The organism is Streptomyces sp. NPDC029044, assembly GCF_040637495.1.
Taxonomy (GTDB): domain Bacteria; phylum Actinomycetota; class Actinomycetes; order Streptomycetales; family Streptomycetaceae; genus Streptomyces.
The window spans coordinates 1-25,439 of record NZ_JBEZWN010000068.1 but is presented as its reverse complement, the minus strand read 5'-3'; the positions used below and the strand labels follow the sequence as shown (position 1 = coordinate 25,439).

Here is a 25,439-nt window from a genome sequence, read left to right as displayed (position 1 = left end):
TCATGTACGACTACGACCTCCTGGTCGTGGGGTCGGCCAACGCCGACCTGGTGATCGGAGTGGAGCGCCGGCCCGGTGCCGGCGAGACCGTGCTCGGCTCCGACCTGGCCGTCCACCCGGGCGGCAAGGGCGCGAACCAGGCGGTGGCCGCCGCCCGGCTCGGTGCCCGCACGGCGCTGCTGGCCCGGGTCGGCGACGACGCGCACGGCCGGCTGCTGCTGGACTCGCAGCGCGAGGCCGGCGTCGACACGGTGGGTGTCCTGGTGGGCGGCGCGCCGACCGGCGTCGCGCTGATCACGGTCGACCCGTCCGGGGACAACAGCATCGTCGTCTCGCCCGGCGCGAACGGGCGCCTCACCCCGGAGGACGTCAGCGCCGCCGGGTGCCTCTTCCAGGGCTCCCGGGTGGTGTCGGCGCAGCTGGAGATCCCGCTGGAGACGGTGGTGGAGACCGTACGGAGCCTGGCACCGGGGAGCCGGTTCGTGCTGAACCCCTCGCCGCCGCGGCCCCTTCCGGGGGAGGTACTGGCGGCCTGCGACCCGCTGATCGTGAACGAGCACGAGGCGAAGGTGATCCTGGGCGACTCCGCCGTCGGTGACAGCCCCGAGGACTGGGCGCGGATCCTCCTCGCCAAGGGCCCGAGGTCGGTGGTGGTGACGCTGGGCGCGGAAGGCGCGCTGGTGGCGTCGGCCGAGGGTGTCTCGCGCGTCCCGGCCGTGAAGGTGGACGCGGTGGACACGACGGGGGCGGGTGACTCGTTCACCGCCGCGCTGGCCTGGCGGCTGGGCGCGGGCGAGTCCCTGGCCCAGGCGGCGGCGTACGCGGTGCGGGTGGGCGCCGCGACCGTGACGAAGGAGGGCGCGCAGGCGTCCTTCCCGACGGCGGCGGAGGTCGCCGGCTCATGAAGAAGGCCGGAATACTGAACCGCCATCTCGCCGGTGCCCTGGCCGAACTCGGTCATGGCGACGGGGTACTGGTGTGCGACGCGGGCATGCCCATCCCCGACGGCCCCCGGGTGGTGGACCTGGCCTTCCGGGCGGGGGTGCCGGCGTTCGCCGAGGTGCTGGACGGGCTGCTGGCCGAGCTGGTGGTCGAGGGGGCGACGGCGGCGCAGGAGCTGAGGGATGCCAACCCGCAGGCGTCGGCGCTGCTGGAGGGGCGCTTTCCCGGGCTGCGCCTGGTGTCGCACGAGCGACTCAAGGAGCTCTCGGCGGGAGCCCGTCTGATCGTCCGCACGGGCGAGGCGCGGCCGTACGCGAACGTCCTGCTGAGGTGCGGCGTCTTCTTCTGACGCCCGCCCAAGGCGTCCGAAGGGTTTCGAGGGGGCCCGGTCCGTCGACCGGGCCCCCTCGGCTTTTCCCCTCCCGCCAGAACCTCCGCGATCCCCCCGGATCCCCCTCCAGAAGTCCTGACGCCTAGTACGACAGCCATGGGGCCGGAAGGGTTGCACGGCGAAGTAAGAAATTCTTGCCGGATTCTTGAGGGGGCCCCTGCGGGGCCGTGGCGGGCCGCCCCAGGTTGACACCATGCGCCTCTTCGACAAGCCGACCGGGACCGCTCGGTGAGCCCGAGCGTTCCGAAGCCGTACGCCACGAGTGCCTCGGCGGGTTCCGTGCCGAGTCCGCTTCCCCGGACCGGGCAGCCCGGCGCGGGTGAGGGCTCCGGCCGGGCGGCCTCACCGCCGCAGGCTGTAGCTCACCATCGACGCCCCCACCACCGACCCGAACGCCGGCAGCAGGAACTGTGCGAACGCCTCCCAGCCCCAGACGATCCCCGCGCACGCCGCCGTGATGTTGATGGCCAGGGACATGATCCACAAGGCGACGCTCTGGGCCTGGGGTGACATCGTTCCTCGTCGTCATTCGGGGAGGGGGAGAAGAAAGCTGAGGAGAATAAAGCTGAGGAGAAGAAGGGGCCCGGGGCGGAATCAGCCCGGCCCGGGGCTGGGGAGCGGGCGGAGTTCCGGCGCGGGTTCCCGGTGCGGCGGGGGAGAGCCGGGGGTGTTCCCGTTCGGAGCGGAAGTCCCCGGAGCCACGACCGCGTGATCCCCGGAGATCGCGGGCGTGGTCACGAGCAGCGTCAACGTGCTGACGGCGCACAGGGCGACGAGAAGCGAGCCCGCGGTATAGGCGCGCAGAGGGACGCTCGGGCCTGGGGAAAGCATCGGCATCACGGTCGCTCCGGATCGAATCCGCCCCCCTGTTGACGAACCCTTGAATTCTTCCACGGGAAAGGATCACAAAAGGGGCGGCCCGGATGCTTGAACTGTAAAGCTTCGCGCTCTTGTGTGAATTCGCCGTGAAAGGTGAAGCCTTGGCCGCATACTGACCGGTCGCTTTTGTGCGAGTGCCGTCGGCCGTTCCGCCCCGCCGCACTGTCGTACCCGGGCGGTACCGTCGGATCATGACCGATCAGGCGGGGGCCGCCCAGGCGGGCGAGCGGCGCATGGCCACGCTGGAAGGCGTACTCGAACGCATCACGTACGCCAACGAGGAGAACGGCTACACGGTCGCCCGGGTCGACACCGGCAGAGGCGCCGGAGACCTGCTCACGGTCGTCGGCGCACTGCTCGGCGCGCAGGTGGGCGAATCCCTGCGCATGGAGGGCCGCTGGGGCTCCCACCCGCAGTACGGAAAGCAGTTCCACGTCGAGAACTACACGACGGTCCTGCCGGCCACCGTCCAGGGCATCCGCCGCTACCTCGGCTCCGGCCTGGTCAAGGGCATCGGCCCGGTCTTCGCCGACCGGATCACGCAGCACTTCGGCACGGACACCCTCCAGATCATCGAGGAGGAGCCCAAGCGCCTCATCGAGGTCCCCGGCCTCGGTCCCAAGCGCACGAAGAAGATCGCCGACGCCTGGGAGGAGCAGAAGGCCATCAAGGAGGTCATGCTCTTCCTCCAGACGGTCGAGGTCTCCACGTCCATCGCCGTGCGCATCTACAAGAAGTACGGCGACGCCTCCATCTCGGTCGTGAAGAACCAGCCGTACCGGCTCGCCTCCGACGTCTGGGGCATCGGCTTCCTCACCGCCGACAAGATCGCCCGTTCCGTCGGCATCCCGCACGACAGCCCGGAGCGCGTCAAGGCCGGCCTTCAGTACGCACTGTCCCAGTCCACCGACCAGGGCCACTGCTTCCTCCCCGAGGAGCAGCTGATCAAGGACGCGGTCAAGCTGCTCCAGGTCGACACGGGCCTGGTCATCGAGTGCCTGGCAGAGCTGGCCGAACCCCCGGAGGACGGCGAGGACCCGGGCGTCGTACGCGAGAAGGTCCCCGGCCCCGACGGCGGGGAGCCGGTCACCGCGATCTACCTCGTCCCCTTCCACCGCGCCGAACTCTCCCTCTCCGCCCAGCTGCTGCGCCTCCTGCGCACCGACGAGGACCGCATGCCCGGCTTCCGGACCGTCGCCTGGGACAAGGCGCTGAGCTGGCTGAAGGGGCGCACGGGCACCGATCTCGCACCCGAGCAGGAGGCCGCCGTCAAGCTGGCGCTGACCGAGAAGGTCGCCGTCCTCACCGGCGGCCCCGGCTGCGGCAAGTCCTTCACGGTCCGCTCCATCGTGGAGCTGGCCCGCGCCAGGAAGGCGAAGGTCGTGCTCGCCGCCCCCACGGGCCGGGCCGCCAAGCGCCTGTCCGAGCTCACCGGCGCCGAGGCCTCCACCGTCCACCGCCTGCTGGAGCTCAAGCCCGGCGGCGACGCCGCCTACGACCGGGACCGCCCGCTGGACGCCGACCTGGTGGTGGTCGACGAGGCGTCCATGCTGGACCTGCTGCTCGCCAACAAGCTGGTGAAGGCCGTCCCGCCGGGGGCGCACCTGCTCTTCGTGGGGGACGTCGACCAGCTGCCCAGCGTCGGCGCGGGCGAGGTCCTGCGGGACCTCCTGGCCGATGGCGGCCCGATCCCCGCGGTCCGCCTCACCCGGGTCTTCCGGCAGGCCCAGCAGTCCGGCGTGGTGACGAACGCGCACCGGATCAACGCCGGCCAACACCCGGTGACGGACGGCATGAAGGACTTCTTCCTCTTCGTCGAGGACGACACCGAGGCCGCCGGCCGGCTCACCGTCGACGTGGCCGCCCGCCGCATTCCGGCCAAGTTCGGACTGGACCCGCGCCGGGACGTCCAGGTCCTCGCCCCCATGCACCGCGGCCCGGCCGGCGCGGGCACCCTCAACGGCCTGCTCCAGCAGGCCGTCACCCCGGGCCGCCCCGACCTGCCCGAGAAGAGATTCGGCGGACGGGTGTTCCGGGTCGGCGACAAGGTCACCCAGATTCGCAACAATTACGAGAAGGGCAAGAACGGTGTCTTCAACGGCACCGTCGGCGTGGTCACCTCGCTCGACCCGGTCGACCAGCGCCTGACGGTGCTCACGGACGAGGACGAGGAGGTGCCGTACGAGTTCGACGAGCTCGACGAGTTGGCCCACGCGTACGCCGTGACGATCCACCGCTCCCAGGGCAGCGAGTACCCGGCGGTCGTCATCCCGGTCACCACGGGCGCCTGGATGATGCTCCAGCGGAACCTGCTCTACACGGCGGTCACCCGGGCGAAGCAGCTGGTCGTCCTCGTCGGTTCGCGCAAGGCGATCGGTCAGGCGGTGCGCACGATTTCGGCGGGCCGGCGGTGCACGGCACTCGACTTCCGGCTCGGTTCCGCAAAAAATGATCGATCAAATGAGTCGTGAAGGTCACAAGACACTTCCGGAAGGGGGACCCAGGGGGCAGGATGAGCAAGTTGGCGGCACTCAGTGCCGTTGATAGGCCCGATGGTCGACCCCGAGTGCACTCTCCTGAGCCAAGTGGGGGATGGTAGAGACAGTCAGGGCAACCTCGAAGATGAGGCACAACGTCGGTGAGGGAAGACGTGAGCGACAACTCTGTAGTACTGCGGTACGGCGACGGCGAGTACACCTACCCGGTGATCGACAGCACCGTCGGTGACAAGGGCTTCGACATCGGAAAGCTCCGCGCCCAGACCGGTCTGGTGACGCTGGACAGCGGTTACGGCAACACGGCCGCCTATAAATCCGCCGTCACGTACCTGGACGGCGAAGCGGGCATCCTGCGGTACCGCGGCTACCCGATCGAGCAGCTGGCCGAGCGCTCCACCTTCCTGGAGGTCGCCTACCTGCTGATCAACGGCGAGCTGCCGACCGTCGACGAGCTCTCGGTGTTCAAGAACGACATCACGCAGCACACCCTGCTGCACGAGGACGTCAAGAACTTCTACAAGGGCTTCCCGCGCGACGCCCACCCGATGGCCATGCTGTCCTCGGTCGTCTCGGCTCTGTCCACGTTCTACCAGGACAGCCACAACCCGTTCGACGAGCGCCAGCGCAACCTCTCCACGATCCGCCTGCTCGCCAAGCTCCCGACGATCGCGGCGTACGCGTACAAGAAGTCGATCGGTCACCCGTTCGTCTACCCGCGCAACGACCTCGGCTACGTCGAGAACTTCCTCCGCATGACCTTCTCGGTCCCCGCGCAGGAGTACGAGCTGGACCCGACCGTGGTCTCCGCGCTCGACAAGCTGCTGATCCTGCACGCGGACCATGAGCAGAACTGCTCGACCTCCACGGTCCGCCTGGTGGGCTCCTCCCAGGCGAACATGTTCGCCTCGATCTCCGCCGGCATCAACGCCCTGTGGGGCCCGCTGCACGGCGGCGCCAACCAGTCGGTGCTGGAGATGCTGGAGGGCATCCGCGACTCCGGCGGTGACGTCGACTCCTTCATCCGCAAGGTGAAGAACAAGGAGGACGGCGTCCGCCTGATGGGCTTCGGCCACCGGGTCTACAAGAACTTCGACCCGCGCGCCAAGATCATCAAGGCCGCCGCGCACGACGTGCTGTCCGCGCTCGGCAAGTCCGACGAGCTGCTGGACATCGCGCTGAAGCTGGAGGAGCACGCACTCTCCGACGACTACTTCGTCCAGCGCAGCCTCTACCCGAACGTCGACTTCTACACGGGTCTGATCTACCGGGCCATGGGCTTCCCGACCGAGATGTTCACGGTCCTGTTCGCCCTCGGCCGGCTGCCGGGCTGGATCGCCCAGTGGCACGAGATGATCAAGGAGCCCGGCTCCCGCATCGGCCGCCCGCGCCAGATCTACACGGGCGTGGTGGAGCGCGACTTCGTTCCCGTCGAGGAGCGCTGAGCCGCACAGCCGCGGCACCGCTTCGGCCCCCGTATCCCGCTTGCCGGGTGCGGGGGCTTTCGCGTGGCCGGTGCGGCGGTGCGGGCTTCGCGTGATCTCTCACGGGATTTCTTACGCAATGAAGAAGGCGCCCCGGCGTCGGTCCCCCCACGGGCCGACGACCAGGGCGCCTTCCCAGTCCCGGTACGGATTCCCCCCACGGGATCCGGCCGGGCGTCTGTGAGGACAGCGCCTGAATCGCTGTTGAGCAGAACGAGCAGAACTCGCCGTACTTCTGTGAGGTGCGATCTGCCGGGACAGCGCACGCCCGGGAGGGCCGCTCAAAGCTTCCCGGTGTACGTGCCCCGGCAACGCATCTCTGGAGAAGTCCCCCAAGACATCTCCAGATGTCAGATGGCGCCCCCCAAGACGCTCCCTGACATCGTCAACTTAGACCGTCGAACCCCTTCGATGGTTACGTTCACATCACTGTGATCTGCGTCTCTTGCATATGTCCGTTAGATGCGCAAGAGCCTCGGATATCCCGACCGAGACCCAAGCGTAAGGAAGATGCGCGAGCCTTGTGAAGAGCTTATGTGAGCCGGGCCCGGGACTCCAGAGGGGCTCAAATCACGTTCGCCGTGAACTTAGTCTGAATTCGGGCGACTTCACCGAAATGTCCGCAGCCGCAGACTGTTCGTGACGACGAAGACCGACGAGAAGGCCATCGCGGCCCCCGCGATCATCGGGTTCAGCAGGCCCGCTGCGGCCAGCGGCAGCGCGGCCACGTTGTAGCCGAAGGCCCACACGAGATTGCCCTTGATCGTGGCCAGGGTCCGGCGCGACAACCGGATCGCGTCCGCGGCCACCCGCAGATCGCCGCGGACCAGCGTCAGATCGCCCGCCTCGATCGCCGCGTCCGTGCCGGTACCCAGGGACAGGCCCAGATCGGCGGTGGCGAGTGCGGCCGCGTCGTTGACGCCGTCGCCCACCATGGCGACGACCCGCCCCTCGGCCTGTAGCCGCCGTACCGCGTCGACCTTGTCCTCGGGCAGCACCTCCGCCACCACCTGCTCGATGCCCACGGCCGCGGCCACCGCCTCGGCCACCGCACGGTTGTCCCCGGTCAGCAGCACGGGTGTGAGTCCCAGGGCGCGCAGTTCGCGTACGGCCTCGGCGCTGGTCTCCTTGACCGCGTCCGCGACGGCCAGCACGGCCCGTGGCGTCCCGTCCCAGCCGGCCACGACCGCCGTGCGCCCGGCCCGCTCGGCCGCCTCCCGTGCGCGGGCCAGCTCCGGCGGCAGCTCGTCGAAGAGCCGCCCCACGGCCACGTCACGGCCCTCCACACGCCCGCGTACGCCCCGCCCGGGCACGTTCTCGAACCCTTCGGCCTCCGGGAGCCGTCCGGCGCTCTCCGCGGCTCCCAGCGCGATCGCACGGCCGACGGGGTGCTCGGAGGCGTGCTCGACGGCGCCCGCGAGCCGCAGTACCTCCTTCTCGTCGGCGCCCTCGGCGAGGTGGATCTCCTGGAGGGTCATCCGGCCCGTGGTGACGGTGCCGGTCTTGTCCAGGACGACCGTGTCGACCCGGCGCGTGGACTCCAGGACCTCCGGGCCCTTGATGAGGATGCCGAGCTGGGCGCCGCGGCCCGTGCCGACCATCAGCGCGGTCGGCGTGGCCAGGCCCAGCGCGCACGGGCAGGCGATGATCAGGACCGCGACGGCCGCGGTGAACGCGGCGACGCCGTCGCCCGTCAGCCCGAGCCACGCCCCGGCCGTGGCGACGGCGATCAGCAGCACCACCGGCACGAAGATCCCGGAGATCCGGTCGGCGAGCCGCTGCACTTCGGCCTTGCCGTTCTGTGCGTCCTCCACCAGCTTCGCCATCCGCGCGAGCCGGGTGTCGGCGCCGACCCGCGTGGCCTCGACGACCAGCCGCCCGCCCGCGTTGACCGTGGCGCCCGTGACCGCGTCCCCGGCCGCCACGTCCACCGGCACCGACTCGCCGGTCAGCATCGAGGCATCCACGGCGGAGGCGCCCTCGACGACCGTGCCGTCGGTGGCGATCTTCTCGCCGGGCCGTACGACGAACCGGTCGCCGACGACGAGACGCTGCGCCGGGATCCGCACCTCGCGCCCGTCCCGCAGCAGGGCCACGTCCTTGGCGCCCAGGTCCATCAGCGCCCGGAGCGCGGCTCCCGCGCGACGCTTGGAGCGGGCCTCCAGCCAGCGGCCCAGCAGGATGAACGCGGTGACGCCGGAAGCGACCTCCAGGTAGACGGAGGAGGCGCCGTCCCCGCGCGAGACCGTGAACTCGAAGGGGTGCCGCATGCCCGGCATGCCCGCGTCGCCGAGGAACAGTGCCCACAGGGACCAGCCGAACGCGGCCAGGGTGCCGAGGGAGACCAGGGTGTCCATGGTGGCGGCGCCGTGCCGGGCGTTCGTCCAGGCGGCCCGGTGGAAGGGCAGCCCGCCCCAGACGACGACCGGTGCGGCGAGGGTGAGCGAGAGCCACTGCCAGTTGTCGAACTGGAGCGCCGGGACCATGGCCAGGAGGATCACGGGCAGGGCGAGGGCGGCGGAGGCGGTGAGGCGCCGGCGGAGCGCCGACAGCTCGGGGTCCTCCGGCTCGGCCTCGGGGGCCTCCTCCCGCGGGGGCGCGGGCTCCTCGGCGGTGTACCCGGTCTTCACCACGGTGGCGATCAGGTCGGCGACGTCGATGCCCGGGGGGTAGGCGACCCGGGCCTTCTCCGTCGCGTAGTTCACCGTGGCGGAGACGCCCTCCATGCGGTTGAGCTTCTTCTCGACGCGGGCCGCGCAGGAGGCGCAGGTCATCCCGCCGATGAGCAGCTCGACCTCGGCGAGGGCCGGCTCGTGGTCGGCCGGTGCCTTGGCGGTGGTGCTGGTCATGTCCTCTGACTCCAGGAAATGCGGGCGCCCGGGAAGCGGAACGGGCCGTACGGGCCGGGGGCGGCGGCGTACGGCCCGTACACGGGTACGAGTGCCAGGGCCGGCGCGTCTCAGACCTGCCGGCTGCCGCACCCGGGTGGGGTCGGGCCCGGCTGCGTGCCGGACCCGGGTGGCTCAGGTTCCGTCGTCTGCCGGACCCGGGTGGCTCAGGCCCGGCCGGCGAGTTCGAAGCCGGCCTCGTCGACGGCGGTGCGTACGGCCTCGTCGTCGAGCGGGGTCGCGGAGACGACGGTGACCTCGCCGGTCTTGGCGACGGCCGTCACCGAACGCACGCCGGAGATCTGGGAGATCTCGCCGGAGACCGCGCCCTCGCAGTGTCCGCAGCTCATGCCGCTCACCTTGAAGACGGTGGTGACGGGGCCCGTGGTGTCGGTCTGGGCGGTCATGTCGTTACTCCTCGTCGAGGCATGTGGGGCTGTGGGGTCCGCTGGGGACCCACGGCATCCCACTGTACCCCTAGGGGGTATCAGGTCACGACGTCCCCACGAGCGGCTCCAGATAGCGCACGAGGGCACCCTTCAGCTCCTGCACGTACGCCTCCCGCTCGTCGCCCTCATGGGCCAGGATCAGCTCCAGGCCGGCCTTGTAGATGCCGACGCACATCTGGGCGGTGCGGGTGACGGCCGCCTCGGGCGCGTCGGGTGCGAACGGGGCCAGGATCGTCTCGACCCGGGCGACCAGTGTCGTGTGCAGCGCGTCGTGCTCCTCGGCGATGCGGCCCGGGATGTCGGGGCCGTGCATCAGTGCGAAGAAGGCCGGGTGGCGGCAGTTGAACTCGATGAAGCGGTCGACGGTCCCGGCGATCACCTCCTCCAGCGGGGTCGTGTCGGGGGTGATCGGGGTGAGGACCTCGTCGTACGACTGCCGCATCTCGTGCATGAGCCGACTGCCCAGCTCGATCGCGATCGCTTCCTTGTTCGGGAAGAACTGGTACAGCGTCCCGGGGGAGACGCCCGCCTCGCGGGCGATCGCGTTGGTGCTGGCGGCCGTGTAGCCGGTCGTGGCGAAAACCTGAGCGGCGGCTTCGAGCAGCTGGGCGATCCGCCGCTCACCGCGGGCCTGCCGCCGACGCGGCCGCTCCTCGGCGGCCGTCGCCGCTTCCGTCTCCGTTGCGGGCTTCTCGGTCTTCTCGGGCACGCGTCATCCCCAGGTCTCGGAACGCGATTGACAAACGCGAGTGGTCGCTCGCATTCTGGAGTCGGCAGAAATGCGAGCGATCTCTCGTGTTTGCCAGTCTATGACAGCCCCGTGCTGCCAGGCTGCGCCTGAACACGGGTCACGGTGAAGGGGACACCGCACGATGACCGAAGTCAACACACCACCGCGCGTCGGCGGCTGGACCCGTTTCGTCACCGCCCGGCCCAGGCTTTCGCTGCTGGTGGCGCTGGTGATCACCGCCCTCGCGGTGCTGGCCGGCAGCGGCGTCGCCGACCGGCTCGGCGCCGGCGGCTGGGAGGATCCCGCCGCCGAATCCACCTACGCGACCAAGGCCCTGGAGCGCGAGTTCCCGGGCTCCCAGCCGAACCTGCTGCTCCTGGTCGACGCGGGCGAGGCCTCCGTCGACGACCCGGCCGTCGCAGCCGAGGCCGAGCGGCTCGCCGAGCGCCTCGCGGGTGAGCGGGGCATCACCGGAGTCGGCTCCTACTGGCAGTCCGGCGCCCCGGCCCTGCGCGCCGAGGACGGGCACGAGGCGCTGATAGCCGCCCGCATCACCGGCGACGAGAAGACCGCCGGTGCGACGCTGGAGCGCCTCGCGCCCCACTACCGCGGCACACACGGCCCCTTGCAGGTCGACGTCGGCGGCCCGGTCGCGGTGCGGCACGAGATGCAGACGGTCATCCAGGAGGACCTCACCCGGGCCGAGCTCATCGCCCTGCCCGTGACGCTGGTGCTGCTCGTGATGGTCTTCGGCAGCGCGGTCGCGGCCCTCCTGCCGCTCGGCATCGGCATCGTCGCCATCCTCGGGACGAACGCCGTGCTGCGCGGCCTGACCGAGCTCACCGACGTGTCCGTGTTCGCGATCAACCTCACCACGGCCCTCGGCCTGGGCCTCGCCATCGACTACGCGCTCTTCATCGTCCGCCGCTTCCGCGAGGAGCTGTCCACGGGCGCCGAGCCCCTGGCCGCGATCGGCACGACCCTGCGCACAGCCGGCCGCACCGTCCTCTTCTCCGCCCTCACGGTCGCGGTCTCGCTGGCAGCGATGCTGGTCTTCCCGCAGTACTTCCTGCGCTCATTCGCCTACGCGGGGATCGCCGTGGTGCTGCTGGCCGCCGCGGCCGCGCTGATCCTGCTCCCGGCCGCGCTGATCCTGCTGGGCGACCGGGTCAACGCGCTGGACCTGCGCCGCCTGTTCCGGCGCGGGCACCGGCCGGACCCGGCCCGGGAGGAGGGCAGGGCCTGGGCCCGCACGGCGGCGCTCGTCATGCGCCGCGCCCCCTTCTTCGCCCTCGGCACCACAGCCGTCCTCGTCCTGCTCGGACTGCCCTTCCTGGGCGTGAAGTTCGGCACCGCCGACGACCGCCAGCTGCCCTCGACGTCCGAGTCCCATGTAGTGCAGCAGCACATCCGGGAGGGCTTCCCGGGCAGCCCCGGCGGCGGCCTCGAAGTGCTCGCCGAGGGCCGTGCCACCGAGGCGCAGTACGGCGCCTACAAGGAGCGTATAGCCGCACTGCCCGGCGTGGCCCGGGTCGACGGACCACTGGTGAAGGGCGACTCCGCGTACTTCACGGTGCTGCCGGAGGGCGAGGCGGTCGACGACCCGGCCCAGCGCCTCGTCGGCGACCTGCGCGAGACGCGAGCCCCCTTCGACACCAGGGTGACCGGCACGGCGGCCGTCCTGGTCGACTCCAAGCACGCCATAGGGGAGCGCCTGCCGCTCGCGGCGGTCTTCATCACGATCGTCACCCTGCTCCTGGTCTTCCTCCTCACCGGCAGCGTGCTCATACCGATCCAGGCGGTCGTCCTCAACGCGCTGAGTCTGACGGCCATGTTCGGCGCGGTCGTCTGGGTCTTCCAGGACGGCCACCTGTCCGGCCTGCTGGCCTTCACCAGCCCCGGCTCCATCGAGACGACCCTCCCGGTCCTGATGTTCTGTGTGGCCTTCGGCCTCTCCATGGACTACGGCGTGTTCCTGCTCTCCCGCATCAAGGAGGAGTACGACCGCACCGGCGACCACGACCAGGCAGTCCGGCACGGCCTGGCACGCACCGGCGGTCTGATCACGGCGGCGGCGGTCATCCTGGCCGTGGTCATGGTCGCGATCGGCACCTCCCGCGTGACCAACACCAAGATGCTCGGCCTGGGCATCGCCCTGGCGGTCCTGATGGACGCGATGATCGTCCGCAGCCTCCTGGTCCCGGCGGTCATGCGCCTCACCGGCCGCGTCACCTGGTGGGCCCCGCGCCCTCTGCGCCGCTTCCACGAGCGCTTCGGTCTGAGCGAGGCCGAGCCGGAGCGGACGGTGGCCGAGACGGAACCCGCCCGGGACAAGGCCGGGGCCCCGGCCGGCTGACGGGGGGCAGGCGGGGGGCTCGGGTCGGCGGCCTCCCGCACCGCGGCGCTAGCGTTCCCCGAGGCGCCGGACAGCTCGGGGCTGCGTGGTCACCCGGCGCCCCGGGCGCCCCGGGCACGACAGCGACGAAAGGCGGGTGGGTCCATGCGGGCCGTGGTGTTCGAGCGGTACGGCGAAGCGGCCGAGATGCGGGAGGTCGCGGATCCGGAGCCCGCGGAGCACGGAGTCGTCGTACGGGTCGAGGCCACCGGGCTGTGCCGCAGCGACTGGCACGGCTGGCAGGGCCACGACCCCGACATCGACCTGCCGCACGTGCCCGGGCACGAACTCGCCGGGGTCGTCGAGGCGGTGGGCGCCCGGGTGACAGGGTGGCGGCCCGGCGACCGGGTCACCGTGCCGTTCATCTGCGCCTGCGGCACCTGCCCGTCCTGCGCGGCGGGCGACCATCAGGTGTGCGAGCGCCAGACCCAGCCCGGCTTCACCCACTGGGGTTCCTTCGCCCAGTACGTGGCGCTGGACCACGCCGACGTGAACCTCGTGGCGCTGCCGGGGGAGCTGTCCTTCGCGACGGCGGCCTCGCTCGGCTGCCGCTTCGCCACGGCGTACCGGGCGGTGGTGCAACAGGGGAGGGTGGCGGCGGGGAACTGGGTCGCGGTGCACGGCTGCGGCGGGGTCGGGCTCTCGGCCGTGATGATCGCGGCCGCGTCGGGAGCCCGCGTCGTGGCGGTCGACGTGTCGGAACGGGCCCTGGAGCTGGCGCGGACGTTCGGCGCGGCACAGTGCCTGGACGCGACAGCCGTGCCGGACACCGCGGCCGCGGTCCGTGACCTGACCGGCGGCGGTGCCCACCTCTCCCTCGACGCCCTGGGCTCACCCGGCACATGCGCCGCCTCCGTGAACGGCCTGCGCCGCCGCGGCCGGCACGTCCAGGTGGGCCTGCTGCCCTCACCGGCCGGCACGACCCCCGTGCCGATGGCCCGCGTGATCGCCCTGGAGCTGGAACTGCTCGGCAGCCACGGCATGGCCGCGCACAGCTACCCGCCGATGCTGGAGCTGGTCCGCAGCGGCGTCCTGCGCCCCGACCTGCTCGTGACGTCCACGATCGGGCTGGCCGACGTCCCGGGCGCGCTGGCGGCGATGGGGACGGCACCGGGGGCCGGTGCGACGGTCATCGAGCCCTGGAGCTGACACCCCGGCCGATGACCGTGCCCCACGCGAGGGTGGGGCACGAGGTCGAGCGGGGTGACGGGCTCACTCGGCTCTTCGGCCGCGGTTGCCGGGCCTGGAGGCGACCCACGCCCGGACGGTGTCGGCGTACCAGTAGGGCTTGCCGCCCTCGACATGGTCGGGCGGGGGCAGCAGCCCGTGTTTGCGGTAGGACCGCACGGTGTCGGGCTGCACTCGGATGTGCGCTGCGATCTCCTTGTAGGACCAGAGCCTTCGGTCGGTCATGACGTGCACCTCCCCGCGCGCACCACGGCGGCGGCCGTGGACGGCCGTCCGGGGGAGCCGGGTGCTGCGCTGGCGATCAACAAGCCTTTGTCCGGTCAACGACGCCCGGTGACACGGGGCAGGGCCTGTGGGCCGGGTGTGACGGAAGACCCGCGTACACGGCACGCACGTGACAGGACGGGGGCGTTTGTGACACAGCAGGGGCAAAGCCGCGCACCGGACGGTCGGCGGGGCGCCTTGACGCGAGGTTCGATGCGCGGGTGCCGTGACCGACACCGGGGCCTGAACCCCGCGTAACCGTGAAACCCGGATCGGGACATCCCGACCAGGGCATACGGAAAGCGCTGTCATGATCTGGTCCGAATGTCTGGACAAAACATTGACAGGGCGTCGAGAGGGGGCTAGAAAACCGGGGAGAGCCGAGCACCGAGGGGACACCGATGGCGTACGACCTGATCACCATGGGGCGGATCGGAGTGGACCTGTATCCGCTCCAGACGGGCGTCCCGCTGCCGCAGGTCACGTCCTTCGGCAAGTTCCTCGGCGGCTCCGCGAGCAACGTCGCGGTCGCCGCGGCCCGCCTGGGACGGCGGACGGCGGTGATCACCCGTACCGGCGACGACCCCTTCGGCACCTACCTCCACGAGGCCCTGAAGGGCTTCGGCGTGGACGACCGCTGGGTCACCCCGGTCCCCGGCCTGCCCACGCCGGTCACCTTCTGCGAGGTCTTCCCGCCGGACGACTTCCCGCTGTACTTCTACCGGCAGCCCAAGGCCCCCGACCTGGAGATCGACGCCCATGAGCTCGACCTCGACGCCGTCCGCGACGCCCGGGTCTTCTGGGTCACGGGCACGGGCCTGAGCGAGGAACCGAGCCGTACGGCGACCCTCGCGGCCCTCGCCCACCGCGCCAAGTCCGGCACGACGGTCTTCGACCTCGACTGGCGCCCCATGTTCTGGAGCGACCCCGACGCGGCCCGCCCCTTCTACACCGAAGCCCTGCGCCACACCACGGTCGCCGTCGGCAACCTCGACGAGGTGGAGGTCGCCACCGGCGTGCGCGAGCCCCACGCCGCCGCCCGCGCCCTCCTGGACGCCGGCGTCGAACTCGCCGTCGTCAAGCAGGGCCCCAAGGGCGTCCTCGCGGTGAACAGTGCCGGTGAGAGCGCCGAGGTCCCGCCGCTGCCCGTGAACGTCCTCAACGGCCTGGGCGCCGGCGACGCCTTCGGCGGTTCACTCGTGCACGGCCTGCTGGAAGGCTGGGACCTGGAGAAGACCATGCGGCACGCCAACGCCGCCGGTGCCATCGTCGCCTCCCGCCTGGAGTGCTCCTCCGCGATGCCCACCCCGGCCGAGATCGAGGCGGCCGTCGCCGCGGGGGCCGTCCAGTGACCGTCGACGTCGCCGAACTCGTCCGCCTGCGCAGCCACCGCCCGGAGGCGGTCGCCGAAGCCGCGGCCCGCCGCCCCCGGAGGCCGCTGCTGGACACGAGCGGCCGTCTGATGATCGTCGCCGCCGACCACCCGGCCCGCGGCGCCCTCGGCGTCGGCGGTCGCAGCCTGGCCATGGCCAACCGCGCCGACCTCCTCGAACGCCTCTGCCTGGCCCTGTCCCGCCCGGGCGTGGACGGTGTCCTAGCCACCGCCGACATCCTCGACGACCTGCTCCTGCTCGGCGCCCTCGACGGCAAGGTCGTCCTGGGCTCGATGAACCGCGGTGGCCTCCAGGGCGCCCGCTTCGAGCTCGACGACCGCTTCACCGGCCACCGCCCCGAGGACATCGAGCGCCTCGGCTTCGACGCGGGCAAGCTGCTCCTGCGCATCGACTACGACGACCCGGGCTCACTCACCACCCTGGAGTCCACCGCCCGGGCCGTCGACGCCATGGCCGCCCGGAAGCTCCCCGTCTTCGTCGAGCCGTTCATCAGCTACCGCGACGAGCGGGGCCGGCTGCGCAACGACCTCTCCGCCGCGGCCGTCACCAAGTCGATCGCCATCGCCTCGGGCCTCGGCGGCAGTTCCGCCTACACCTGGCTGAAGGTCCCGGTCACCGACAACCCCGACGACATGGCCGAGGTCATGGCCACGTCCACGCTGCCCGCGGTGCTGCTCGGCGGCGAGGTGGGCGACGATCAGGACGGGGCGTACGAGAAGTGGCGCGGCGCCCTGCAACTGCCCACCGTGCGCGGGCTGGTCGTGGGCCGTTCGCTGCTGTACCCGGCGGACGACGACGTGGCCGCCGCCGTGGACACCGCCGTCGGACTGCTGTGAGGGACGCCTCATGACCACCCGCACCTCCCCCACGGGCGACAGCACGCAAGACCACGAGTTCCATCTCCCGGGCGCGTCCCGGGCCCAGATCGCCTCCGGCGCGGGAGGCCGCTTTGCTTTGGCAGGAGCGAAGTGCGAGCGACAACTCCCCGCCCGCTACGGCCCCGCGCCGGAGGTCTCCCCGACGAGTCGCACACGGCCTTCCCGGGTGAACGCCCGTCGCCGCCGTCGCGTATCCGTGACCACCCAGAGGGAGGGACACCGATGACCTCGACGACAAGGCTGACGGTCGCACAGGCGCTGGTGCGCTTCCTCGCGGCCCAGTACACCGAACGCGACGGCGTCCGGCAGCGGCTCATCGGCGCCACCTGGGGCATCTTCGGCCACGGCAACGTCGCCGGCATCGGTCAGGCGCTCGTGGAGCACGCCGAGGAGATGCCCTACCACCAGGGCCGCAACGAACAGGCCATGGTGCACGCGGCCGTCGGCTACGCCCGCCAGTCCGGCCGCCTGTCCACGCACGCGGTGACGACCTCCATCGGCCCGGGCGCCACCAACCTCGTCACCGGCGCGGCCCTCGCGACCATCAACCACCTGCCGGTGCTGCTCCTGCCCGGCGACGTCTTCGCCACCCGCCCCGCCGACCCGGTCCTCCAGCAGCTCGAAGTGCCCTACGCGGGCGACGTATCGGTCAACGACTGCCTGCGCCCGGTGTCGAGGTACTTCGACCGGATCACCCGGCCCGAGGCCCTGATCCCCTCGGCGCTGAACGCGATGCGCGTGCTCACCGACCCCGTCGAGACCGGCGCCGTCACCCTCGCCCTGCCCCAGGACGTGCAGGCCGAGGCCTACGACTGGCCCGAGGAGTTCTTCGCCGAGCGCGTCTGGGCCGTACGGCGGCCCGGCGCCGACCCGGCCGAACTGGCCGAGGCCGTGCGGGCGATCCGCGCGGCGAAGCGGCCGCTGGTCGTCGCGGGCGGCGGCGTCCACCACAGCCGCGCCGAAGAGGCCCTCGCCGAGTTCGCCGAAACCACCGGCATACCGGTCGCCTCCACCCAGGCCGGCAAGGGCTCCCTGCGCCACGACCACCCCCAGGACGTCGGCGGCATCGGCCACACCGGCACCGCTACGGCGGACGAACTCGCCCGCACCGCCGACCTGGTGATCGGTGTCGGCACCCGCTACACCGACTTCACCACCGCCTCCGGCACGCTGTTCGGCAACCCGGAGGTGCGGTTCCTCAACCTCAACATCGCCCCCTTCGACGGTCACAAGCTCGCCGGCCGGCCCCTCGTCGCGGACGCCCGCAGCGGCCTTCAGGAGCTCACGGACGCCCTGCGCCTGCACGCCCACCGGGTCGCCGGCAGCTACGCCACCGAGTACACCGAGGACAAGGAGCGCTGGGAGCAGCGCGTCGACGCCTGCTACGAGGTGGACGAACCGGACACCCGCCCGACCCAGCCGCAGGTCCTCGGCGCCCTGGACGAGATCGCGGACGCGTCGGACATCCTGATCAACGCCGCCGGTTCCCTCCCGGGCGACCTGCACAAACTGTGGCGCACCCGGTCGCCCGACCAGTACCACCTGGAGTACGGCTACTCCTGCATGGGCTACGAGATCCCGGCCGCCATCGGCGTGAAGCTGGCCGCCCCGGACCGGCCCGTGTGGGCGCTGGTCGGCGACGGCACCTACCTGATGATGCCGACGGAACTCGTGACGGCCGTCCAGGAGGGCATCGCGATCAAGGTCCTGATCATTCAGAACCACGGCTACGCGTCCATCGGCGGACTGTCGGAGTCGGTGGGCGGCGAGCGGTTCGGCACCGCCTACCGCTACCGCTCCGAGGACGGCTCGTACACCGGGCCGCCGCTGCCCGTGGACCTCGCCGCCAACGCGGCCAGCCTCGGCATGCGCGTCCTGCGCGCGAAGACCGTCCGGGACCTCAGGGAGGCCCTCGCCGAGGCCCGGGCGGCCGACACTCCCACATGTGTCTACGTCGAGACCCAAACGGCAGACACAGTGTCGGGCGCGCCTCCCGCGCAGGCCTGGTGGGATGTACCCGTGGCCGAGACCGCGACACGGCCGTCCGCGGTCAAGGCACGTGAGCTGTACGAACGGCACGTCTCCACCCGACGCCGCCATCTGTGAAGGAGTTCCCGGCCATGACGAAGATCGTCAACCACTGGATCGGCGGCAAGACCGTCGAAGGCGCCTCGGGCACGCACGGGCCGGTGACCAACCCGGCGACCGGCGAGGTGACGACGAAGGTCGCGTTCGCCTCGGTCGACGAGGTGGACGCGGCGGTCGCCGCGGCCAAGGAGGCCTACCTGACCTGGGGCCAGTCCTCACTGGCCCAGCGCACCTCGATCCTGTTCAAGTTCCGCGCCCTGCTGGACGCCAACCGGGACGCGATCGCCGAGCTGATCACCGCCGAACACGGCAAGGTGCACAGCGACGCCCTCGGCGAGGTGGCCCGCGGCCTGGAGATCGTGGACCTGGCCTGCGGCATCAACGTGCAGCTGAAGGGTGAGCTGTCGACGCAGGTGGCGAGCCGCGTGGACGTCTCCTCGATCCGCCAGCCGCTCGGCGTCGTCGCGGGCATCACGCCGTTCAACTTCCCGGCGATGGTGCCGATGTGGATGTTCCCCATCGCCATCGCCTGCGGCAACACCTTCGTCCTGAAGCCGTCCGAGAAGGACCCGTCGGCCTCGCTGAAGATCGCCGAACTGCTGGCGGAGGCGGGCCTGCCGGACGGCGTCTTCAACGTCGTCCACGGCGACAAGGTGGCCGTGGACCGTCTGCTGGAGCACCCGGACGTCAAGGCCGTCTCCTTCGTCGGCTCGACCCCCATCGCCCGCTACATCCACACCACCGCCTCCGCCAACGGCAAGCGCGTGCAGGCCCTCGGCGGTGCCAAGAACCACATGCTGGTCCTCCCGGACGCCGACCTCGACGCCGCCGCCGACGCGGCGGTGAGCGCGGCCTACGGCTCGGCGGGCGAGCGCTGCATGGCCATCTCCGCGGTCGTCGCGGTGGGCTCGATCGGCGACGCGCTGGTGGAGAAGATCCGCGAGCGCGCCGAGAAGATCAAGATCGGCCCCGGCGACGACCCGACGTCCGAGATGGGCCCGCTGATCACCAAGGTCCACCGCGACAAGGTCGCCTCCTACGTGGAGGGCGCGGCGGCCGAGGGCTGCGAGGTCGTCCTGGACGGCACCGGCCACACGGTCGACGGCTTCGAGAACGGCCACTGGATCGGCATCTCGCTGCTCGACAAGGTGCCCACGTCCGCCAAGGCCTACCAGGACGAGATCTTCGGTCCGGTCCTCACCGTGCTGCGCACCGAGACCTACGAGGAGGCCCTGGACCTCATCAACGCCTCGCCGTTCGGCAACGGCACCGCGATCTTCACCCGCGACGGTGGCGCGGCCCGCCGCTTCCAGCTGGAGGTCGAGGCAGGCATGGTCGGCATCAACGTCCCGATCCCGGTCCCCGTGGGTTACCACTCCTTCGGCGGCTGGAAGGACTCGCTCTTCGGCGACCACCACATCTACGGCAACGACGGCACGCACTTCTACACCCGTGGCAAGGTCGTCACCACGCGCTGGCCCGACCCGGCCGACGCCCCCGCGGGCGTGGACCTGGGCTTCCCGCGCAACCACTGAGGCGACCGCCGCGAGTTTTTTCCGGGGGCTCCCTGCGAGAACCGCAGGGAGCCCCCGCCCCGTTCCTGTTGACCTCTGCTTCTCAAAACAGCAGCGAAAGCGGTGTTCAGCTGCGGATTTCGTAGGCAAACAGCCATTGACGTGCTGCTTTTCGTCGGTGTTCGATGCTGCGCACATCCACCGCCGAGCCGCCGAGCCGATGGGAACCGCCGCATGACCGACACGCTCCGCCCTGTCGAGACCGCCGTCGCGCAGGCGCCGGACCGTCAGCCCGGGAAGCTCAAACGCTCCATCGGAGTCGTCGGCGGCACCCTCCTCACCCTCTCCTGCGTGACCCCCGCCTCCACCCTCTTCGTGGTGGTCCCCGACCTGTTCGGCTCGCTCGGCACCGCCACCGCCCTCACCATCGCCATCGGCTCCCTGCTCTGTGTCGCCGTGGCGTTCTGCTACTCGGAGCTGGGCACCCTCATCCCCAGCGCCGGCGGCGAGTACGCCATGGTCTCCACGATGGCCGGACGGCTCGCGGGCTGGCTGGTGTTCGTCCTCTCCCTGCTGGTGGTGATGATCGTCCCGCCGGTCATCGCGATGGGCACGGCCGACTACCTCGCCCCCCTCGTCCACCTCGACCCGTCCTGGACCGGCGCCTCGGTGATGCTCCTCGCGACCCTCGCCGGCCTGCTCGACCTGCGCGCCAACGCCTGGATCACCGGCGTCTTCCTGGTCCTGGAGGTCATCGCGGCGGCGGTCGTGGCGGTCCTGGGCTTCACGCACCCCGAACGCGGCGCCGACAGCCTGGTCTCGATGCAGGTGGCCGGCCCGGACGGCGCCCCCGACACGGTGACGGGCCTCCTGGTGGTCTCCGGCCTCGCGATCGCCCTGTTCGTCACGCAGGGCTTCTCCACGGCGGTCTACCTCTCCGAGGAACTGGAGAATCCCCGCCGCACCGTCGCCCGCACCGTCCTGGCCACCCTCGCCATCTCCGCCGTGATCATCCTGGTCCCGGTCGCGGCCATCACGCTGGGAGCGCCCGACCTCGCCGCCCTCACCGGCGGGGACATCGGCACCATGGTCACCGCCTGGTCCACCACGGCCGTCGGAACGTTCGTCAGCCTCTGCGTGGCCCTCGCGATCATCAACGCCGGGATCGTCATGGTCATCCAGAACTCCCGCGTCCTGTTCGCCTCGGCCCGCGACAAGGCCTGGCCCGAGCCGGTCAACACCCTGTTCTCCCGCCTGGGCCGCTTCGGCTCCCCCTGGGTCTCCACCCTCGCGGTAGGCGTCCCCGGCGCGGCCCTGTGCTTCGTGAACCTGGACACCCTGTACGGCGTCACGGGCGTCTCGGTGACGGGCATGTACCTCCTGGTCGCCGTCGCCGCCCTGCTCTCCCGCCGCGGCCCCCACCGGCACACCCAGGCCTGGCGTATGCCCCTGTGGCCGGCGGCCCCCCTCCTGCTGATCGTGGTCCTGCTCTACGTCCTGATGCAGCAGGACCCGACGTACCTCCTCTGGACGGGCGGCATCACGGCGGCTGCGACCCTGTACTGGGCCCTCTACCTCCGCCCGCGCAGGGAGACGCGCTGGCTGGTGTCGGTACCGGAGGCGTGAGGGCCTGCTTTCAGGGGCGCGGGGCTGCATCGATGTGCGGCTCCGCCGCGTGGGCGCGAACAGCCACCGGGCACCCGCACCCGGCAACGCGCAGCCCCCGCCGAGCTCGATGCCGTACACCACCCGCAGTACGCGACAAACTCCATGTAATCCCCTGGGAGGCCTCCCACTTCGGCCTCCGGTCGACAACTCATCGACAGCTTCACCCCGTACCGTTGACGCATGGATCTTCGACTGCCCGGACTCAACGGGCTGCTTCGGAGGCCCCGGAGGCTCCTCGCCGCCGGGGCCGCCGTCGTCGTCCTCGCGGGCGCGGGAACGTGGACGGCCGTAGCCGGCGACGAAGCGCCCCCGGTGCACCGCACGGACCGGCTCCTGAACACCCAGGACGGCGTGCGCATCGACACCTCCTTCTTCACCTCCGGAGCAGACCGCCGCCGCCCCGCCGTCCTGCTCGGGCACGGCTTCGGCGGCAGCAAGAACGACGTACGGCAGCAGGCCCAGGACCTCGCCCGGGACGGCTACGCGGTCCTGACCTGGTCGGCCCGCGGCTTCGGCAAGTCGAACGGCAAGATCGGGCTGAACGACCCCGAGGGCGAGGTCGCCGACGTCTCCAAGCTCATCGACTGGCTGGCGAAGCAGCCCCAGGTCGAGCTCGACAAGAAGGGCGACCCCCGCGTCGGCATGGCCGGCGGCTCCTACGGCGGCGCCATCGCCCTGCTCACCGCGGGGCACGACCCCCGCGTCGACGCCATCGCCCCGGCGATCACCTACTGGAACCTCGCCGACGCCCTCTTCCCGAACGGCGTGTTCAAGAAGCTCTGGGCCGGCATCTTCGTCAACTCCGGCGGCGGCTGCGAGAAGTTCGAGCCCGCCCTGTGCCGGATGTATGAGCGGGTCGCCGAGTCGGGCACGCCGGACGCGCAGGCCCGCGAGCTGCTGGAGGAGCGTTCCCCGTCCGCGGTCGGCAAGGACATCAAGGTCCCGACGCTGCTGATGCAGGGCCAGTCCGACTCCCTCTTCCCGCTCGGCCAGGCCGACCTGGCCGCGAAGGCGATCCGCGCCAACGGCGCCCCCGTCGACGTCGACTGGATCGCCGGCGGCCACGACGGCGGCGACATGGAGACCGGCCGCGTCCAGGACCGCGTGAAGACCTGGTTCGACCGCTACCTGAAGGACGACAAGGCCGCCGACACCGGCCCCGCCTTCCGTGTCACCCGCACCCTCGGCATGGGCTCCGGCGACGGCGAACCCCGGCTGACCGGCGTGACCTCGGACCGCTACCCCGGCCTGGAGGCCGAGCAGCGCTCCATCGCCCTGGCCGGCCGTGAGCAGAGCTTCGACAACCCGCCCGGCGCCAGCCCGCCCGGCGTCTCCGCCCTGCCCGGCCTCGGCGGCGCCGGCGGCCTCAGCCAGCTCTCCACACTCGGCATCGGCGTCTCCCTCGACTTCCCCGGCCAGTTCGCCGCGTTCGAGTCGGCACCGCAGCGCGAGGACCTCCAGATCACCGGCTCGCCCACCGCGACCGTGCACGTGAAGTCCACCAGCGACGACGCCGTGCTCTTCGCCAAGCTCTACGACGTCGGCCCCGGCGGCGGCACCCAGCAGGTACTGCCCTCCCAGCTCGTCACGCCCGTCCGGGTCGAGGACGCCAAGGCCGGCAAGGACGTCCGGATCACCCTCCCGGCGATCGACCACGAGGTCGACGACGGCCACCGGCTGCGCCTGGTCCTCGCCTCGACGGACCTCGGCTACGCCTCCCCGACGGCCCCCGCGAAGTACACCGTCTCCCTCAAGGGCGATCTGGAGGTGCCCTCGGCTCTCGGCGGGCGCGACAGCCGGGCCGGGCTGCCCGCCTGGGTCTGGTGGCTGCCGCTGGCCGGCGCCGGCGTCGCCCTCGCACTGATCCTCACGGGACGCCGCCGCACGGTGGCACCGGCCCCGCCGGACCCCGCGCTGGCCGAAGTCCCCCTCCAGATCACCGACCTGACCAAGCGCTACGCGAAGGCGTCGGACCGGTACGCGGTCAAGGACCTCTCCTTCCGCGTGGAGAAGGGCCAGGTCCTGGGCCTGCTCGGACCCAACGGGGCGGGCAAGACCACCACCCTGCGCATGCTGATGGGCCTGATCAAGCCCGACGGCGGCGAGATCCGCGTCTTCGGCCACGCCATCAGCGCGGGCGCCCCGGTCCTGTCCCGGGTCGGCGCCTTCGTCGAGGGCGCGGGCTTCCTGCCCCACCTCTCCGGCCGCGAGAACCTGGAGCTGTACTGGCGCGCCACCGGCCGCCCGCCCGCGGACGCGCATCTGGAGGAGGCCCTGGAGATCGCGGGGCTGGGCGACGCCCTGGCCCGCGCGGTGCGCACCTACTCCCAGGGCATGCGCCAGCGCCTGGCCATCGCCCAGGCCATGCTGGGCCTGCCGGACCTGCTCATCCTCGACGAGCCGACCAACGGCCTCGACCCGCCCCAGATCCGCGAGATGCGCGAGGTGATGATCCGCTACGCCGCCGCCGGCCGCACGGTCATCGTCTCCAGCCACCTCCTCGCGGAGGTCGAGCAGACCTGCACCCACCTGGTCGTGATGGACCACGGACAGCTCGTCCAGGCGGGCCCGGTCGAGGACATCGTCGGCTCGGGCGACACCCTCCTGGTCGGTACGGCCACGCCCGTGGACGAGCCCGTCGTGGAGAAGGTCGCCGCGCTGCCCGGCGTCGCCTCGGCCGTACGCACCGACGAGGGCCTCCTCGTCCAGCTCGACGCCGACGGCACCCCGCAGCGCCTGGTCGCCGACCTCGTACGGCTGGACGTGGCGGTGCGGTCGGTCGGCCCCCACCGCCGCCTGGAGGACGCCTTCCTCACCCTGATCGGAGCCGAAGCATGAGCCAGCTCGCCGAGCCTCCCGTCGAGGTCGCCGACGGCTACCGCGCGGGCCGCACCCTGCCCTTCCGCGTCGAGCTGGTCCGGCAGCTGAAGCGGCGCCGCACCCAGGTCATGGGCGGCGTCCTGGTCGCCCTGCCGATCATCCTGCTCGTCGCCTTCCAGGTCGGCGGCGACCCGGGCGGCAACAACAACCGCGTCAACCTCATGGACACGGCGACGGCGTCCGGAGCCAACTTCGCCGCCGTCAACCTCTTCTCCGCCGCCGGCTTCCTGCTCGTCATCCCCGTCGCCCTGTTCTGCGGCGACACCGTCGCCTCGGAGGCGAGCTGGTCCTCCCTGCGCTACCTGCTCGCGGCCCCCGTGCCCCGGGCCCGGCTGCTGTGGTCCAAGCTCGCCGTCGGACTCACCCTGAGCCTGGCCGCGATGATCCTGCTCCCGGTCGTCGCCCTCGCCGTGGGAACGGCCGCCTACGGCTGGGGCCCGCTCGAACTGCCCACCGGCGGCACCCTGCCCACCGGCACGGCCGCCCAGCGCCTGCTCATCGTGGTCGCGTACATCATGGTGTCCCAACTGGTCACCGCCGCGCTCGCGTTCTACCTCTCCACCAGGACGGACGCCCCGCTCGGCGCGGTCGGCGGCGCGGTGTTCCTCACCATCATCGGCAGCGTCCTCGACGAGGTGACGGCCCTCGGCGACTGGCGGGACTTCCTGCCAGCGCACTGGCAGTACGCCTGGCTCGACGCCGTCCGGCCCCAGCTGGAGTGGTCGGACATGATCCAGGGCACGTCGGTCTCGGTAACGTACGCGCTCGTGCTGTTCGCCCTGGCCTTCCGGGGTTTCGCCCGCAAGGACGTCGTCTCCTAGTGCCCCGGCAGGCAACGTTTGCCCCTCGAGGAGCGGCGTCCGGTGCGTGCTCTCGGCGTGCCGGCCGGAAGCCCTCGTACTGGACGTACTT

At 71.5% G+C, this 25,439-nt stretch carries 18 protein-coding genes and 1 pseudogene; 14 read left to right on the top strand and 5 right to left on the bottom strand.

Features of this window, described 5'->3' with window-relative positions; all coding sequences use genetic code 11:
* Nucleotides 1-2: 2 nt before the first annotated feature.
* Nucleotides 3-905, top strand: a complete 903-nt coding sequence (locus AB0E85_RS33655) for a ribokinase (protein ID WP_361935403.1) — start codon at nt 3-5, stop codon at nt 903-905.
* Nucleotides 902-1,291: a D-ribose pyranase gene (rbsD, locus tag AB0E85_RS33650; RefSeq protein ID WP_361935401.1), complete on the top strand. Its 390-nt coding sequence runs from the start codon at nt 902-904 to the stop codon at nt 1,289-1,291. Before AB0E85_RS33655 ends, rbsD begins: the two co-directional genes overlap by 4 nt.
* A 384-nt stretch (nt 1,292-1,675) precedes the next feature.
* Here rbsD and AB0E85_RS33645 read toward each other — a convergent pair whose 3' ends face one another.
* A complete protein-coding gene (locus AB0E85_RS33645; protein ID WP_157851227.1) occupies nt 1,676-1,846 on the bottom strand; it encodes a hypothetical protein in 171 nt (56 codons plus the stop codon).
* Between the two features lie 557 nt (nt 1,847-2,403).
* Here AB0E85_RS33645 and AB0E85_RS33640 point away from each other — a divergent pair.
* A complete protein-coding gene (locus AB0E85_RS33640; RefSeq protein WP_361935398.1) occupies nt 2,404-4,683 on the top strand; it encodes an ATP-dependent RecD-like DNA helicase in 2,280 nt (759 codons plus the stop codon).
* Between the two features lie 179 nt (nt 4,684-4,862).
* Entirely contained in the window at nt 4,863-6,152 is a 1,290-nt protein-coding gene (locus AB0E85_RS33635; protein WP_107455076.1) for a citrate synthase, read from the top strand.
* Between the two features lie 647 nt (nt 6,153-6,799).
* On the opposite strand, the gene AB0E85_RS33630 is transcribed toward AB0E85_RS33635, so the two are convergent.
* The 3 genes from AB0E85_RS33630 to AB0E85_RS33620 form a co-directional block, all read right to left on the bottom strand.
* Nucleotides 6,800-9,040 (bottom strand): heavy metal translocating P-type ATPase, encoded by a 2,241-nt coding sequence (locus AB0E85_RS33630; RefSeq protein ID WP_361935394.1) that lies wholly within the window; start codon nt 9,038-9,040, stop codon nt 6,800-6,802.
* A 206-nt stretch (nt 9,041-9,246) separates the two neighbouring features.
* Nucleotides 9,247-9,486 (bottom strand): heavy-metal-associated domain-containing protein, encoded by a 240-nt coding sequence (locus AB0E85_RS33625; protein WP_361935391.1) that lies wholly within the window; start codon nt 9,484-9,486, stop codon nt 9,247-9,249.
* A gap of 85 nt (nt 9,487-9,571) precedes the next feature.
* Nucleotides 9,572-10,237 carry a TetR family transcriptional regulator gene (locus AB0E85_RS33620; RefSeq protein WP_361935388.1) on the bottom strand — a complete coding sequence of 222 codons (666 nt, stop codon included), beginning with the start codon at nt 10,235-10,237 and terminating at the stop codon, nt 9,572-9,574.
* Nucleotides 10,238-10,400: 163 nt separating this feature from the next.
* Here AB0E85_RS33620 and AB0E85_RS33615 point away from each other — a divergent pair, with 163 nt between their 5' ends.
* Both AB0E85_RS33615 and AB0E85_RS33610 read left to right on the top strand, forming a co-directional pair.
* A complete protein-coding gene (locus AB0E85_RS33615) occupies nt 10,401-12,614 on the top strand; it encodes an MMPL family transporter (RefSeq protein WP_361935385.1) in 2,214 nt (737 codons plus the stop codon).
* 144 nt (nt 12,615-12,758) lie between these two features.
* Nucleotides 12,759-13,802 carry a zinc-dependent alcohol dehydrogenase family protein gene (locus tag AB0E85_RS33610; protein ID WP_361935382.1) on the top strand — a complete coding sequence of 348 codons (1,044 nt, stop codon included), beginning with the start codon at nt 12,759-12,761 and terminating at the stop codon, nt 13,800-13,802.
* A gap of 63 nt (nt 13,803-13,865) precedes the next feature.
* Here AB0E85_RS33610 and AB0E85_RS33605 read toward each other — a convergent pair whose 3' ends face one another.
* Entirely contained in the window at nt 13,866-14,066 is a 201-nt protein-coding gene (locus tag AB0E85_RS33605; protein ID WP_062926956.1) for a MerR family transcriptional regulator, read from the bottom strand.
* A gap of 440 nt (nt 14,067-14,506) precedes the next feature.
* Between AB0E85_RS33605 and iolC the strand changes: the two genes are divergently transcribed.
* The 8 genes and pseudogenes from iolC (at nt 14,507) to AB0E85_RS33565 (ending at nt 25,348) form a co-directional block, all read left to right on the top strand.
* Nucleotides 14,507-15,457 (top strand): 5-dehydro-2-deoxygluconokinase, encoded by a 951-nt coding sequence (iolC, locus tag AB0E85_RS33600; protein WP_361935379.1) that lies wholly within the window; start codon nt 14,507-14,509, stop codon nt 15,455-15,457.
* Complete coding sequence (locus AB0E85_RS33595; RefSeq protein WP_361935376.1) at nt 15,454-16,335, top strand: deoxyribose-phosphate aldolase; 882 nt, start codon at nt 15,454-15,456, stop codon at nt 16,333-16,335. The genes iolC and AB0E85_RS33595 overlap by 4 nt, the downstream gene beginning before the upstream one ends.
* Before the next feature lie 61 nt (nt 16,336-16,396).
* A pseudogene (locus tag AB0E85_RS33590) lies at nt 16,397-16,513 on the top strand (5-deoxy-glucuronate isomerase); the annotation flags it as partial.
* A gap of 86 nt (nt 16,514-16,599) precedes the next feature.
* Nucleotides 16,600-18,483, top strand: coding sequence for a 3D-(3,5/4)-trihydroxycyclohexane-1,2-dione acylhydrolase (decyclizing) (gene iolD / locus AB0E85_RS33585; RefSeq protein ID WP_361935373.1), 1,884 nt, complete (start codon nt 16,600-16,602; stop codon nt 18,481-18,483).
* A gap of 14 nt (nt 18,484-18,497) precedes the next feature.
* A complete protein-coding gene (gene mmsA / locus AB0E85_RS33580) occupies nt 18,498-20,000 on the top strand; it encodes a CoA-acylating methylmalonate-semialdehyde dehydrogenase (RefSeq protein WP_361935371.1) in 1,503 nt (500 codons plus the stop codon).
* A gap of 213 nt (nt 20,001-20,213) precedes the next feature.
* Nucleotides 20,214-21,605: an APC family permease gene (locus tag AB0E85_RS33575; RefSeq protein WP_361935368.1), complete on the top strand. Its 1,392-nt coding sequence runs from the start codon at nt 20,214-20,216 to the stop codon at nt 21,603-21,605.
* Nucleotides 21,606-21,827: 222 nt separating this feature from the next.
* Entirely contained in the window at nt 21,828-24,485 is a 2,658-nt protein-coding gene (locus AB0E85_RS33570; RefSeq protein WP_361935365.1) for a CocE/NonD family hydrolase, read from the top strand.
* Complete coding sequence (locus AB0E85_RS33565) at nt 24,482-25,348, top strand: ABC transporter permease (RefSeq protein WP_161369416.1); 867 nt, start codon at nt 24,482-24,484, stop codon at nt 25,346-25,348. The genes AB0E85_RS33570 and AB0E85_RS33565 overlap by 4 nt, the downstream gene beginning before the upstream one ends.
* Nucleotides 25,349-25,439: the final 91 nt, after the last annotated feature.